This is a genomic window from Streptomyces finlayi, assembly GCF_014216315.1.
Classification (GTDB): Bacteria; Actinomycetota; Actinomycetes; order Streptomycetales; family Streptomycetaceae; genus Streptomyces; species Streptomyces finlayi_A.
Genome location: NZ_CP045702.1, coordinates 4,571,124 through 4,585,077, shown reverse-complemented (window position 1 = coordinate 4,585,077; position 13,954 = coordinate 4,571,124). Strand labels below are relative to the sequence as shown.

Sequence of the window (13,954 nt, the reverse complement as noted above, 5' to 3'; positions counted from 1 at the left end):
GGTGAGGTTACGGGTTATTGGCTCACGCCGCAGCGTCAAAGCCCGTGTCGTGAGCCATTCGCTTCAATTCGAGCAGTGCGTGCTTCTCGATCTGGCGGATCCGCTCCCGTGTGAGGCCGTGCTGCTTGCCGACTTCGGTGAGGGTCCGCTCGCGGCCGTCCTCGATGCCGTACCTCATACGGATGATCGAGGCGGTCCTGTTGTCGAGCTTGCCGATGAGGTCTTCCAGCTCCTCGCTGCGCAGCAGCGTCATCACGGATGTCTCGGGCGAGACGGCGGAGGTGTCCTCCAGGAGGTCACCGAACTGGGTGTCGCCCTCGTCGTCGACAGGCATGTTCAGACTGACCGGGTCACGGGCCCAGTCCAGGACGTTCCCCACACGCTCCGTGGTCGAGTCCAGCTCGGCGGCGATCTCCGCGTGCTCCGGGTCGCGCCCGTGCTCGCGGTTGAACTCGCGCTGCACCCGGCGGATCCGGCCCAGCTCCTCCACCAGGTGGACGGGAAGCCGGATCGTGCGGGACTGGTCGGCTATGGAACGGGTGATGGCCTGGCGGATCCACCACGTCGCATACGTGGAGAACTTGAACCCCTTGGCGTAGTCGAACTTCTCGACCGCGCGCACCAGGCCGGCGTTGCCTTCCTGGATCAGGTCGAGCAGGGGCAGACCCGCTCGCGGGTAGCGTCTGGCCACGGCGACGACCAGCCGGAGGTTGGACCGGATGAACACGTCCTTCGCGCGCTCGCCTTCGGTGACGAGCGCCTCCAGCTCCTCGCGCTTCGCCCCGCCGGCTTCGCCCTCCACCGCACCGTCGAGGATCTGCTGGGCGTAGACACCCGCCTCGAGGATCTGCGACAGCTCGACTTCCTTGGCGGCGTCGAGCAGCGGCGTACGGGCGATTTCCTCCAGGTACATGCCGACCAGGTCGCGATCGGCGATTTCCCCGCCCACGGCGCGAACACTGCTCGCCCGGCTTGTCCCACCGGTGGTGGACGAACGACGGGCGACGGCACGGGTTGCCATGCGTGCTCCCTTGCTGAGTAGGTCGCGACACCCTCTACGGGTGCCCTGCATCCGATGGAAACAACGACTGGAATCCGGACAGAATTCCCCTGGGGCGCATTCACTTTCGAGTTCATGCAGTACCCTGTCGGCCCCAGCGGGAGGACACATGGTGCAGATACCCACAGAAGTGCAGGTCAGCGCGGGATCGGAGGGGGACGTGGTGGCCCTCACCGACATCTACAACCATTACGTCCGTGAGACCGCCCTCACCTTTGACACAGTCCCCTTCACCCCCGAACAGCGCCTCCCTTGGCTGCGCTCCCACCCTGAGGACGGCCCCCACCGTCTCCTGGTTGCCCGGGAAAGCGGGAACATGCCACGTGTCCTCGGATACGCGACCAGCAGCCCCTTCCGCCCCAAGGCGGCGTACGGCACATCCGTCGAGGTGAGCGTCTACTGCGCACCGGACACGAGAGGGCGCGGACTGGGCACCCTGCTGTACAAGGCCCTGTTCGAAGCACTGACCGACGAGCACGTCCACCGCGCCTACGCGGGCATCGCCCAGCCCAACGAGCCGTCCGCCCGGCTGCACGACGCCTTCGGCTTCCGCCACATCGGGACGTACTCGGAGGTGGGCCGGAAGTTCGGCCGCTACTGGGACGTGGCCTGGTACGAGAAGTCATTGGGTTGGGAGTCCTGAGCCCCGCCGGACCCCTGGACCCCCGGGCCCCCGGAAGCGCTCAGCCGAACTGCACCGAGCGCTTGGCCAGACCCATCCAGAAGCCGTCGATGACGCTCCGCCCCTGATGGAGTTCGTGCTCCGCGGCGCCCAGCGCCACGAAGAGCGGTGCGAAGTGTTCCGTACGCGGGTGGGCCAGCCGGCCCGCCGGGGACTTGTTCTCGAAGTCCAGCAGGGCATCGATGTCCTGCGCCCGCAGCGCCCGGTCCCCCCAGTCGTCGAACTCGGCCGACCAGCCGGGGGTACCGCCGCCCGGGTGCCGGAGCGCGGCCAGGTTGTGGGTGAAGAAGCCGCTGCCGACGATCAGCACACCCTCGTCCCGCAGCGGCGCGAGCCTGCGCCCGATGTCCATCAGCTTCTGCGGCTCGAGGGTCGGCATGGAGATCTGGAGCACGGGGATGTCGGCACCCGGGAACATCTCCACGAGCGGCACGTAGGCCCCGTGGTCGAGTCCCCGGTCCGGGATGTCCTGGACCGGCGTACCGGCGCCCCGCAGCAGCCTGCGGACGCTCTCCGCGAGCCGGGGCGCACCCGGGGCCGCGTACCGCACCTGGTAGTAGTGCTCGGGGAAGCCCCAGAAGTCGTACACGAGCGGCACGGTCTCGATGGCGCCGAGGGCGAGCGGGGCCTCCTCCCAGTGGGCGGAGACCATGAGGACGGCGGTGGGGCGGGGCAGAGTGGCGGACCAGGCGGCCAGTTCGCCGGGCCAGACCGGGTCGTCGGCGAGCGGGGGCGCCCCGTGGGAGAGGTAGAGGGCGGGCATGCGCTCCACGGTGACAGTCATGACACTCCCGTTCCTCTGCGGTTCGGCTCGCTGCCGGCAATCCGTCCGAACTCGTCCCGACACTCCGTTGAACACTTCACCACTCCATTGAAACTTCAAGTTCCAATACCAAGAGACCTTAGCCCTATCTAGTTCAACTTTCAAGAAAGGGTCGTAGAGTGGACTCCATGACCACGGCAACCACCGGCGAACCGCGCTGGCTCACGGACGAGGAGCAGAGCGTCTGGCGTGCCTACCGCGACGCCACCACGCTCCTGGAGGATCACCTCGACCGCCAGCTGCAGCGCGATGCCGGCATGCCTCACATCTATTACGGTCTGCTCGTCCAGCTCTCCCAGGCGCCCCGCCGGCAGATGCGGATGACCGGGCTGGCCAAGGACGCCAAGATCACCCGGTCCCGGCTCTCACACGCCATCGCCCGGCTGGAGAAGAACGGCTGGGTGCGGCGCGAGGACTGCCCCTCGGACAAGCGCGGCCAGAACGCGGTGCTCACCGAGGAGGGTTTCGCGATGCTCCGCCGTTCCGCACCGGGCCATGTCACCGCCGTGCGCCAGGCGATGTTCGACCGGCTCACGCCGGACCAGGTGCGCGGGCTCGGCGAGATCATGCGGGTGATGGCCGCCGGACTCGAACCCGAGGACACCGGGGCGGACCTTCCCTGGCTCCGCTGAACCGGCCGGAGCACCGGCACGACCGGCCTACGCGTGCGCCCCGGCTCCGATGACGGAGCCGGGGCGCAGGTCGCAGATCACGTCGGGCGCACCGCCCGCGTCAGTGTGCGATGACCGGGATCTTGATGTCGTCCTGGACGCCGTCCGCGGACTCGGTGACCGAGCCGTCCGCTCCGGTGCCCGGGCGTCCCGTGTTGATCAGCCACACCGCGATCGCCGAGGAGGCGAGGAGGATGCCGACCGCCCACCAGATCGCGCTGGTGAAGCCGGCGACCATGGCCTGGTACTGCAGCAGCTTCGGGTCCGTGGCTCCCGCGGCGTGGTCCGCGATGTACGCCGTGGTGGCGCCGGCCGCGATGGTGTTCAGCAGCGCGGTGCCGATGGCGCCGCCGACCTGCTGCGAGGTGTTGACCATCGCCGAGGCGACACCCGCGTCACGCGGCTCGATGCCGTGCGTGGCCAGGGACATCGCCGGCATGAACGCCGTACCCATACCCAGGCCGAGCAGCAGCTGACCGAAGAGGATGACGCCCGCGTAGCTGGAGTCGGTCTCCAGCTGGGTGAGCAGCAGCATGCCGAGCGCGGCGACCAGGAAGCCGGGGCCCATCAGCAGGCGGGGCGGCACCCGGGTCATGAGGCGGGCACCGATCTGGGTGGACCCGGTGATCATGCCCACGATCATCGGCAGGAAGGCGAAGCCGGTCTTGACCGGCGAGTAGCCCCTGACGATCTGGAGGTAGTACGTGAGGAACAGGAAGAGCCCGAACATCGCGATGACGGCGAGACCCAGCGAGAGGTAGACACCACCGCGGTTGCGCTCGGCGAGGACGCGCAGCGGCAGCAGCGGCGACTTCACCAGTGACTCGGTGACGATGAAGGCGAGCAGCAGCACGACGGCGGCCACGAACATGGTGACGGTCAGGCCGTCCGTCCAGCTCGAGGACTCGGCGCGGGTGAAGCCGTACACGAGCGCGACGAGTCCCAGCGTGGACAGGATGACGCCGGGGATGTCGAGGGGCGAGCGGTTGCGGCCGCCGGCCGGCTCACGGATGACGAAGTAGGCACCCGCGGCGGCGACGATGGCGAAGGGGATGTTGACGAAGAACGTCCAGCGCCAGTTCAGATACTCGGTGAGGAAGCCGCCCAGGATCAGGCCGACCGCGCCACCGCCACCGGCGATCGCACCGTAGATGCCGAACGCCTTGGCGCGCTCCTTGGCATCCGTGAACATCACGGCGAGGAGCGAGAGTGCCGCCGGGGCGAGCAGTGCGCCGAAGGCACCCTGCAGCGCGCGGGAGGCGAACATCATCGCCTCGCTCTGCGCGGCGCCACCGAGGGCGGAGGCCGCGGCGAAGCCGAGGAGGCCGATCACGAAGACGCGCTTACGGCCCCAGAGGTCGGCGAGGCGTCCGCCGAAGAGGAGCAGCCCGCCGAAGGCGAGGGCATAGGCGGTGATGACCCACTGCTTGTTGCCTTCGGAGATGCCCAGGTCGGTCTGGGCCGAAGGCAGCGCGATGTTCACGATCGTCGCGTCGAGCACGACCATCAGCTGGGCGAGGGCGATGAAGGCCAGCGCTTTCCAGCGACTGGGATCGGGGAGCCGTGTGTCGGCTGTCTTAGACATGGGAGAGCCACCTAAGGGCGCATCGGGGCGCGGGAGTCGTGATGTCGGCGAAGAACGGGCGTGCGGTGCCGGGGGCCGGGGCCTGTGCCGTCGGACCCGGTTCGGAAGTCTCGGTGCGGCGGTGGGTTACACCGGGTGGTTCACGTCGTCGTCGGCCGGGCGTCGGGCCCGCGCCGCAGATCCTCCAGGGTCGCCGCCGAACCGGGCAGCACGGACCGGGCCGGGGTTTCCAGCCCGTCCAGGAACAGCTGCAGATGACGGTGGGTGAACCGGTCGATGTCCAGGCAGGCGATGCCGGGCAGCGGCCGGGTGAGCTGGGAGAGGGCGACCAGTACGTCACCGACGGCGATGTCGGTACGCAGGCGCCCCGCGGTCATGGCGCGCTCCACGAGTCCTTCGACGGCCTGTTCCAGGCGGTCGCGCTCGGCGAGCAGTTCGGGATGGTTCTGGTCGAAGCTGCCGGAGAGCATCGGGCACAGGGCACCGATCCGCTCGTCGGCGGCGGCGTGCACGAAGCGGCTGAGCGCGGCGAACGGGTCGGACTCCGCCGCGACGGCCTCTTCGGCCCGGTTTGTGGTGCGGGAGGTGACCGAGAGGACGACCTCGTGCGTGAGGGCCGCCCGGTCGGGGAAGTTCCGGTAGAGCGTGGCGTTACCGACGCCCGCCCGGCGCGCGACCTCGTCGAGAGGCACGTCGGGTCCGAACTCGACGAACATCTCCAGTGCGGCCGTCACGATCCGTTCCCGGTTGCGCAGCGCGTCGGCCCGCGGACGGGACGCACGGCGCCGGACGACGCAGTTCTCGGTATCGGTGCCGGTCTTCACGACGTCTGCCCTTCCCCTTCGATGTGTGGTTCCGCCTCGATGCACTCGGCGCAAGCGGGGAACTCTTCCCCGTTTAGCGGGGGGACATAGAGTCAAACGGGGAGGGAGTCCCCGGTATTTCGGCTTCGGGTGTGACTTGGGTCACAGTTACGACGGGGAAATCCACCGATCGGCGCAGTCAGCGCGCGGCCCCGAGGCGCCCGGCACAGGCTGATCGCCAGAGCGCAGTCAGAGCCGGCCGACTGCCGCGGAACCCGAAGGCGCCTCTATGCAGCAGCCCCGCCACCGGATACGCAGACACCGCCACCCGATCGCACTCGCCGGGGCGACGGCCCTGGTCATCGCGGTCATGGCCACGGCCAGCAGCAACCTCCCCGCCCCCAGCCGCGCCTCCGCGGGCCCGTCCGCCGCCGCCGAGGACTCCCCGCTCGGCGCCTGCCGGATAACCGCGGCCATGGGCGTACAGATGTCGGAGGGCATGCCGACCGCGCCCGGCTACGCGCGCTCCACGGGTCGGATCAAGGCCCTCAACCTCATGATCGACTTCTCCGACGCCCCGGGCTCGGGGACCGCGGAGGAACGCCTCGCGGAGTTCTTCCCGCAGACCTCGCAATGGTTTCGCACCAGCTCCTACGGGCGGCTCACCTATCTGCCGGAGGCACCGGTGAAGGGCTGGCTGCGGATGCCGCTGCCGTTCGCCGAGTACGGGATCGAGCGCGGCTCCCCCTACGAGCCGGGTTACCGCGACCTCGTGAAGGACCTCGTCGCGACGGCCGACCCCAAGGTCGACTTCTCCGCGTACGACCTGGTCAACGTGCTGGTCACACCGAACGCCGGCCCCTCCGCGCTGGACACCGTGCTGTCGGTGACCTTCTCCGCCAACGAGGACGCCCCGTACGCGGACGGCGTCCCGCTCGCCAACACCTCGTTCGTCTACAGCCGCCAGGACGACGGCTCGGGCTCGTACGTCGAGACCGGCTACCGCGTCCTGCCGCACGAGAACGGCCATGTCTTCGGCCTGCCCGACCTCTACACCATGGAGGGCGGCGGCTCCGTCGGGCACTGGGACATCATGTCCGAGGACTGGGGGGCCAACAACGACTTCCTCGGCTGGCACAAGTGGAAGCTCGGCTGGCTCGACAACGAGCAGATCGACTGCGCGGACCGGACCGGCACGAGCGAACACACCCTCGGCCCGCTGGCCACCGAGGGCGGCACCAAACTGGCCTTCATACCCCTGAGCGCCGAGACGGGCTACGCGGTCGAGGTACGGACGCCGGACGGCAACGACGCGGCGGTCTGCCGGCCCGGCGTACTGATCTACAAGGTCAGCTCCGACGTGGACACCGGGCAGGGGCCGGTGTCGGTCGCCGACAGCACCCAGGACAGCGGCGGCTGCACCCGGCAGCCCAACGTGCACGCCGAGCTCTCCGACGCCCCGTTCCGGCCCGGTGAGACGTTCACCGACCGCGCCAACGGCATACGCATATCCGTGCTCGGCAAGGGCACGGACGACAACTACCGGGTGCGCGTCACCCGGCCCTGACAGCCCGGTCAGTCCCTCGCGACGTGGTCCCCGACCGGGCCGCGCAGCTCACGCTTGAGAATCTTCCCGGTGGCGTTCCGGGGCAGCGGCTCCTCGCTCACCAGGACGTGGGCGGGGACCTTGAACGCTGCGAGGCTCCGGCCGACATGCGCCCGCAGCTCCTCCACCGTCACCCCGGCGCCGGGGCGCAGCCGGACGACGGCCGCGACCTCCTCGCCCAGTACGGGGTGCGGAACGCCGAGCACGGCGGCGTCCTCGACCGCGGGATGGCCGTGCAGTGCCGCCTCGACCTCGACGCAGTACACGTTCTCGCCGCCGCGGATCACCATGTCCTTGATCCGGTCGACGACACTGACACGTCCCTCGCGCAGCACCGCGAGATCGCCCGTGCGGAACCAGCCGTCGGTGAAGGCCGCGGCGGTGGCCGCCTCGTTCCGCCAGTAGCCGCGGATCAGCGACTGCCCGCGCAGCCACAGCTCGCCGACCTCGCCGTCCGGCAGCTCCTCACCCGCCGGGCCGGCGATCCGCACCTCGGTGACGGGGGTCGGGCGTCCGACACTGCCGGGGTGCCTCCGGTAGTCGGCGCCGAAGTTCGCCGTCACCCCACCGCTGGTCTCGGTCAGCCCGTAGCCGTTGCGGGGCTCGATCCGTTCCCCGTGGCGTGCCGTGAGCCGGGCGACCAGGTCGGGCGGGGCGGCGGCTCCCCCGGTGTTCAGCATCCGCAGGCTCTCCAGGCCGTCGCCCGCCCGCTCGGCGGCGTCGAGCAGCTGGAGGGCGGTGGCGGGCACGCCCGCGTAGTGGGTCACCCCATGGCGGCCGATCAGCCGCAGCGCCTCGTCGGCGTCCCACGCACGCATCAGGACGACGGTGCCGCCCGCGGCCATGGTCGCGTAGAAGCTGGTGAAGGCCGCGACGTGGAAGAACGGGAACGTCATCAGCTGGACGGGTGCGGGGCCCTGGCCCGGGAAGAGGCCCCGGCCCAGCGCGGAGACCGCCGCGTGGAAGCGCGGGTTGACGGCCGCGCCGATCTGGGCGAGCTGCGTGGCCACGGCGCCCTTGGGCCGCCCGGTGGTGCCGGAGGTGTAGATGATCGTGGCGTCGTCCTCCGGCCGGACCTCCACCTCGGGCGGTGCGGCCAGCGGGTCCGGGGCGGGGAGGTCCTCGTACCGCTCGATGCCCTCGCCCGCGGGACTCCCGTCGTCATCGGCGTGGAAGACGACCGCCCGGACCCCGGTGCGCGCGCGCCAGGCGGCCACCCTGGGCAGCCGCTCCCCGTCGACGAGCAGGACACGCGGCGCGCAGTCGTCGAGGGCGTACGTGAACTCGTCCTCGGTCCACCAGGCGTTGAGGGGTACGGAGACGAGGCCGGCCAGCTGCGTCGCCCAGAACGCGATCTGCCACTCGGGGTGGTTGCGCATCGCGACGACGGCCCGGTCGCCGGGCCGCAGACCGTAGGTACCGGTCAGGCGCCGGGCCAGGGACGAGGCAGCGGCGAAGAACTCCGCGTACGAGTAGGAGCGCTCCCCGCCGATCAGGAACGGCCGGTCGCCGAGGGCCCAGGTGGTCTCCACGAACTCCCGGAGCGTGCGCGGCCCGCCCTCGTACACGAGCGTTCCCTGTTCGCCGCGGACGACGGCGAAGGGTGCTCCGGGCGCGGTCAGCTCCGCCGCGATACGGGCGGTGGCGTCCGGGTCGCCGGCGGATGCGGGTGATGCGGATGCGGGTGATGCGGCGTGCGGCACAGCGACCTTCCTCAGCACATGCTCAGTAGCCCGGCGACGCTATGTCCGCACCCGCATGCCGTCAAGACGCCCCACCCCCGCCTGCGGGGAGGCGAAGAAGCGGGCCAGTCGGCACTGGAACACCAGCTCGGCCGCGAGATCGCCGGGTTCCGCCGACAGCGGGGTCTCCACCGGTTCCGGCGGCAGGTCGCCTACGTCCTTCGCCTCGATCGCCGCCCGGATCTGAGCCGCTTCGACAGCGGCGGCCAGCTCCTCACCGGAGAGTCCCGCGTCCGCGCCGAGCCGCCGGAGCGTATCGGCGAGCGCCGGGTCCATCCAGGCCCGCAGAGCCCATTGGGCGTCCCGGATCTCGATCATCACCCGGTACAGCCGGGCGTTCAGGCCCGCGCTGCACTTCATGGGGATGACCAGCTCGGGCGCCCCGGCCGTCACCGCGTGGTGCAGCGGCTTCAGGACACGCAAGGCGCGCCGGTGTCCTGCCCACTGCCGTACGGCGGCGACGCGCTTGCCGATGTCGGGCAGCACCCAGCCCACGGCCTGCATGATCCCGACCATGATCAGCGAGACTTGGGCCATCGGCTCCCACCGGGCGGCCGGGACGCCCATGCGTTCGGCGAATATGCCGATGACACCGCACGCGACGAACACCAGGCTGAGCGGCAGGGTCATCGCGATGAGACCGAGGCCCCGGCGCAGCCAGACAGACGGGGGAATATGCGCATGACGTCGGCACGTGATGCCGATGTTCGTCTGTCCCACCGCGAAGGCGACGAGGAAGAAAGCCAGGTACCACGGGTTCTGTGCCGCCGCCTGCGTACCGAAGCCGGAGGGCTCGGCCGACTTCATCGGAACGGCGAAGAACAGCGTGGTCATGGCCGTCAGCGTCACACCGAGACCGATCAGCGGGAAAATCGCCTTACGGTAGGCCGTGAGCCTTTCGTGGGACAGCCGGAGCAGGACGAGCTGCTGGCAGACCGTCACGAGGATCACGCAGGTCTGGGTGACCAGTCCGGAGAAGTTCTCGGTGCCGACGACCCGGTTCGTCTCCGCCCACACCACGGGCACCGAGAGGAGACCGATCACCAGAAGCAGGAAGTAGCTCTCGGCCAGGGCGAGCCGGACCGCCGAGTAGCCGACTCGCATCACCCGTGCCTTCTCCACGAAGGCCGAGAGGGCGAGCGCGGCACAGACCAGGTTCGGGCCGGCGCTCATCCCCTGCCCGGCACGGCCGGGGGCTCCAGTTCCGCCAGCCGCGCGGCGAGCCTCCGGGCCTCCGGGGCCACCGGCCACTCCGGGTCGGCGGTCCAGGCGCCGATGCGGCCGCCGATGAGCGAGCCGACGAGCTCCGCCTCGATCTCCACCTCGGACTGCCCGTGCTCCCGGCCCAGCACGCGTCGTACCAGGTCGGGACTGAGCGACGGAAGCAGCATCCCGGCGTCCTGCGCGGTCAGCGAGGGCGAGGCGGCGTGGTCGCAGACGATGTGACCGATCTCGTGCAGGATGACCTGGCGCTGGTGCACGGGAGCGAGCCGCTTCTCGAAGACGACGTACTCGCGGCTCTCCGTGGAGACCCACAGCCCGTGCGGGCTGCCCAGCGGCAGTGTGAGGGAGAGCAGTTGAACCGGGCGGCCGCGCAGGCGGCCGACGTGTCGGCAGAGCTCTTCGATCGTCAGTGTCGCGTCGACGGGGAGGCCCAGGGCCCGCACCCTCCGTTCGCAGCGTTCGTCACGGGTGTTCCTCCCTCGGCGTCCGAACGGAACAGGCCATCGCACGGAGATCACCTCGACCCGTCCGTGCCGCAATCGCGTGCTGCGGCGATGGCGCCGTGAGCTGGTAACGGATTCCGGGATCGCCGGGATCGCCGTCTACACGCATGCCGAAGTTCCACGTGCCCTCCAGCCCCCTGGGGTCGATCAGTGCCGACGCGGAACGCTTCGGTGGCAGGTCCCACTTACGTTCCGTAAAGATCCAAACACGCGTGCCCATGGAGGGTCTAGGGCAACTTCCGGCCAGAGGAGGGAGGCCTTCCGCATGGGGACGCTTTGTGCATGGCCTGGCTTCCTCTTTCCGCTGCTCGGCGGAGTCCGGCTCATCGCACCCCGGCTCCGCCGAGCCCGGAAGTCACTCCTCGTTCACAGACTGTCCTTTCGACAGCCCCTCCAACTCGCGCACCCGCTCTACGACTTCGGAGATGGAGTTGATGCTCCGGGGCGAGAGCCCGGCCGTCCTGAGGGCGAGTTTCTGCACCCTTACGTCGCGCAGAGCGGTGAGCAGTTCGAGGTCCGTGTCGACGGCCGCGGCGACCTGGTCATCGAAGAAGTAGGCCGGCGGCACGTCGAAGAACTTGGCCAGTCCTTCGAGATGCCGCAGCGTGGGATTGTCACGCTGCCCCTTGCGCAGCAGCCAGATGTAACTGCCGGAGATGGACGTCCCGTCGGCGGAGATGGCGCGCGCCACCTCCTCGGAGCTGTACGGGGGCCGACCGGCGGGAACCACGTTCGTGAACAGGTGGTTCAGCTTGTCGGCCAGAGCGCTCTCCGGTTCGTCCGTGCTGCTCATCGTTGCACCGCCTTTCGTGCGGATCACCGTACTCTCGACTGATGTTGGCGTCCAAGCTGGGTCACATCCACGCGCGTTGACGGCCAGAATCCACGCGAGTAGCATCGCCGCTTGATCGTCAACTCACGTTGGACAGTGGCATATTCAAACCCACGTCAGTCGAATCTCAGTCGAACTCGATCGAATGATCATCGCGAAGGGGAAGCTTCATGAGCGCGGTACAGCGATTGACGGTCCAGCTCCTCGGTCCTGTGACCTTGCTGAACGCGAGCGTACCCATCCTGGTCCAGGGTCAACGGCAGCTCAGATTCCTGACCTCTCTGGCCCTCAGGCCCGGGCAGTTCGTCACCAAGGAAGCGATCATCCAGGATTCCTGGGACAGCGAGCCGCCGCGCACCGTGTCGGGGCAGCTCCAGACCTCGGCATGGAAGATACGGGCCGCGCTGCGGGAAGCGGGACTCCCGAAGGACGTCCTCACCTCCAACCACCTCGGCTACCAACTGCACGTTCCCGTCGAGCGCATCGACCTGTTCCGCTTCCGCGACACACTCCGGGACGTACGCGCCCTGTGCGCACGCGGCGAGTACGACGCCGCCGTCGTGAAGCTCGATGCCGCCCTCTCGATGTGGAAGGGCTCGGCCCTCGCCGACGTGGCTTCCGGACGGCTCCGCCTCCAGGCCGAGGGCCTCGACCGGGAGCGCGCCGCCGCCGCCGAACTGCGCACCCAGATCGACATCGAGATGCAGCGGTACGAAGAGGCGATCGGCCAGCTGACCGAGCTCCTGGACCACGACCCGCTACGCGAGGACCTCTACGTCTGGCTGATGAAGGCGTATTACGGAGCGGGCCGCCCCGCCGACGCCATCCAGGTCTTCCACCGGGCCAAGGAGATGCTGCGCGAGCAGATCGGCATCAGTCCGGGTGTCAGGCTCAAGAACGCGCTCCAGTCCGTCCTGCACCAGGACGAGTTCTTCCCGGCCAGCACCTCCGCCTTCCCCAGGACGGCGAAAGCCCCCGCCCTTCCCCTGCGCCCGGCCCTGTCCGCATAGAAGATGGGACGGAACGGGCTCGACACCTCATGAAGAGACTCGACACCTCATGAAGAGAAAGGGGACATCAGAAGTGACCGCACCCCAGGGCTTTCTGGTCCACACGGCTCCGGCCGGACTCGCCCACGACGGCCGCGACGACTTCACCGTCCTGGTCTCCACCGTGCCCGCCGTCTCCGCGGCGGTGTTCACCCGGTCGCGGTTCGCCGGACCCAGCGTGGTCCTGTGCCGGGACGAGACCAGGCTCGACGCGGCACGCGGCGTGGTCGTCGTGGCCCGTAACGCCAATGTGGCCACCGGCCCCGAAGGGGACCGCAACGCGCGGGAGGTCCGGCGCAGGACGGCCGAGATCGCCGGGCTGCGGGAGGACGAGCTGCTGATCGCCTCGACCGGCGTGATCGGCAAGCAGTACCCGATGGACGACATCCGCCTCCACCTCGACTCGCTGAGCTGGCCCCCGCAGGACGCGGAGAGCAGGGGGCTGGAGCGGGCCGCCGAGGCCATCATGACGACGGACACCCACTCCAAGATCGTCACGGCGCGCTGCGGCGCCGCGACGGTCACCGGGATCGCGAAGGGGGTGGGGATGCTGGAGCCGGACATGGCCACGCTCCTCACGTTCTTCGCCACCGACGCCGAACTGCCGCAGCCGGCGCTGGACCAGATCTTCCGCCGGGTCATGGACGTCACCTTCAACGCGGTGTCCATCGACACCGACACCTCCACCAGTGACACCGCCGCCGTGTTCGCCAACGGGCTCGCGGGGCCGGTCGAGGAGGAGGCCTTCGAAGCGGCACTGCACGAAGTGGCACTGGCGCTGGTCCGGATGATCGCCAAGGACGGCGAGGGCGCGGGCAAGCTCATCGAGGTCCGGGTCACCGGCGCACGGGACACCGCCCAGGCCAAGCGGGTGGGCAAGACCGTGGTCAACTCCCCGCTCGTCAAGACGGCCGTACACGGCAGCGATCCCAACTGGGGCCGGGTGGCCATGGCCATCGGCAAGTGCCAGGACGACACCGACATCGTCCCCGAGAAGGTCTCCATCGGCTTCGGCGGCACCGACGTCTACCCGGCGGGCAGCGCGGAGGACGACACCCTGGTGCGTAAGCAGATCACCGACCACCTGCGCGGCGACGAGGTGCTGATCAGTATCGGACTGGGCATCGGACAGGGTGATTTCACCGTGTACGGCTGCGACCTCACCCCCGGATACGTCCGCCTCAACTCCGAGTACACGACCTGACCGGTCCCTCCGCCCGACCGCACGAGGCCCTGATGCCGAGGCCCTGACCCCACGATGCCCTGACCCCACGATGCCCTGCCGCCCGCCCGGGGCCGCAGGGCTTCGTGCTGCCCGGCACCGTGGCGCCCGGCACCGCGCCGCGCCGTGGCCGAAAGCCGCCGACTCGCCGC

The 13,954-nt window shown here is 69.6% G+C and carries 13 protein-coding genes; 5 read left to right on the top strand and 8 right to left on the bottom strand.

The features are described from left to right. Positions 1-22 precede the first annotated feature (22 nt). Positions 23-1,021 (bottom strand): sigma-70 family RNA polymerase sigma factor, encoded by a 999-nt coding sequence (locus tag F0344_RS21260; RefSeq protein ID WP_185300317.1) that lies wholly within the window; start codon positions 1,019-1,021, stop codon positions 23-25. Positions 1,022-1,169: 148 nt separating this feature from the next. On the opposite strand from F0344_RS21260, the gene F0344_RS21255 reads away from it, so the two are divergent. Further along, positions 1,170-1,703 carry a GNAT family N-acetyltransferase gene (locus F0344_RS21255; protein ID WP_185300316.1) on the top strand — a complete coding sequence of 178 codons (534 nt, stop codon included), beginning with the start codon at positions 1,170-1,172 and terminating at the stop codon, positions 1,701-1,703. A 40-nt stretch (positions 1,704-1,743) separates the two neighbouring features. Here F0344_RS21255 and F0344_RS21250 read toward each other — a convergent pair whose 3' ends face one another. Continuing rightward, positions 1,744-2,526 (bottom strand): dioxygenase family protein, encoded by a 783-nt coding sequence (locus F0344_RS21250; RefSeq protein ID WP_185300315.1) that lies wholly within the window; start codon positions 2,524-2,526, stop codon positions 1,744-1,746. 158 nt (positions 2,527-2,684) lie between these two features. Between F0344_RS21250 and F0344_RS21245 the strand changes: the two genes are divergently transcribed. Then, positions 2,685-3,197, top strand: coding sequence for a MarR family winged helix-turn-helix transcriptional regulator (locus F0344_RS21245; protein ID WP_185300314.1), 513 nt, complete (start codon positions 2,685-2,687; stop codon positions 3,195-3,197). A 100-nt stretch (positions 3,198-3,297) separates the two neighbouring features. Here F0344_RS21245 and F0344_RS21240 read toward each other — a convergent pair whose 3' ends face one another. Together F0344_RS21240 and F0344_RS21235 are read right to left on the bottom strand one after the other, a co-directional pair. Continuing rightward, on the bottom strand, positions 3,298-4,821 hold the full coding sequence (locus tag F0344_RS21240) for an MFS transporter (RefSeq protein WP_185300313.1): 1,524 nt from the start codon (positions 4,819-4,821) through the stop codon (positions 3,298-3,300). A 140-nt stretch (positions 4,822-4,961) separates the two neighbouring features. Continuing rightward, positions 4,962-5,645, bottom strand: a complete 684-nt coding sequence (locus tag F0344_RS21235) for a TetR/AcrR family transcriptional regulator (protein ID WP_185300312.1) — start codon at positions 5,643-5,645, stop codon at positions 4,962-4,964. Between the two features lie 268 nt (positions 5,646-5,913). Here F0344_RS21235 and F0344_RS21230 point away from each other — a divergent pair, with 268 nt between their 5' ends. Next, positions 5,914-7,191 (top strand): M6 family metalloprotease domain-containing protein, encoded by a 1,278-nt coding sequence (locus F0344_RS21230; protein ID WP_185300311.1) that lies wholly within the window; start codon positions 5,914-5,916, stop codon positions 7,189-7,191. A gap of 8 nt (positions 7,192-7,199) precedes the next feature. Here the strand turns inward: F0344_RS21230 and F0344_RS21225 are convergent, their stop codons facing one another. The 4 genes from F0344_RS21225 to F0344_RS21210 form a co-directional block, all read right to left on the bottom strand. Then, entirely contained in the window at positions 7,200-8,933 is a 1,734-nt protein-coding gene (locus F0344_RS21225) for a class I adenylate-forming enzyme family protein (protein WP_185300310.1), read from the bottom strand. A gap of 39 nt (positions 8,934-8,972) precedes the next feature. Continuing rightward, positions 8,973-10,145, bottom strand: coding sequence for an MAB_1171c family putative transporter (locus F0344_RS21220; RefSeq protein ID WP_185300309.1), 1,173 nt, complete (start codon positions 10,143-10,145; stop codon positions 8,973-8,975). Next, on the bottom strand, positions 10,142-10,705 hold the full coding sequence (locus F0344_RS21215) for an ImmA/IrrE family metallo-endopeptidase (protein WP_185300308.1): 564 nt from the start codon (positions 10,703-10,705) through the stop codon (positions 10,142-10,144). Before F0344_RS21215 ends, F0344_RS21220 begins: the two co-directional genes overlap by 4 nt. 349 nt (positions 10,706-11,054) lie before the next feature. After that, positions 11,055-11,492 (bottom strand): helix-turn-helix domain-containing protein, encoded by a 438-nt coding sequence (locus F0344_RS21210; protein WP_185300307.1) that lies wholly within the window; start codon positions 11,490-11,492, stop codon positions 11,055-11,057. A gap of 209 nt (positions 11,493-11,701) precedes the next feature. Between F0344_RS21210 and F0344_RS21205 the strand changes: the two genes are divergently transcribed. Continuing rightward, complete coding sequence (locus F0344_RS21205; RefSeq protein ID WP_185300306.1) at positions 11,702-12,541, top strand: AfsR/SARP family transcriptional regulator; 840 nt, start codon at positions 11,702-11,704, stop codon at positions 12,539-12,541. Positions 12,542-12,590: 49 nt separating this feature from the next. Next, positions 12,591-13,784 (top strand): bifunctional glutamate N-acetyltransferase/amino-acid acetyltransferase ArgJ, encoded by a 1,194-nt coding sequence (argJ, locus tag F0344_RS21200; RefSeq protein ID WP_185300305.1) that lies wholly within the window; start codon positions 12,591-12,593, stop codon positions 13,782-13,784. Positions 13,785-13,954 lie beyond the last annotated feature (170 nt).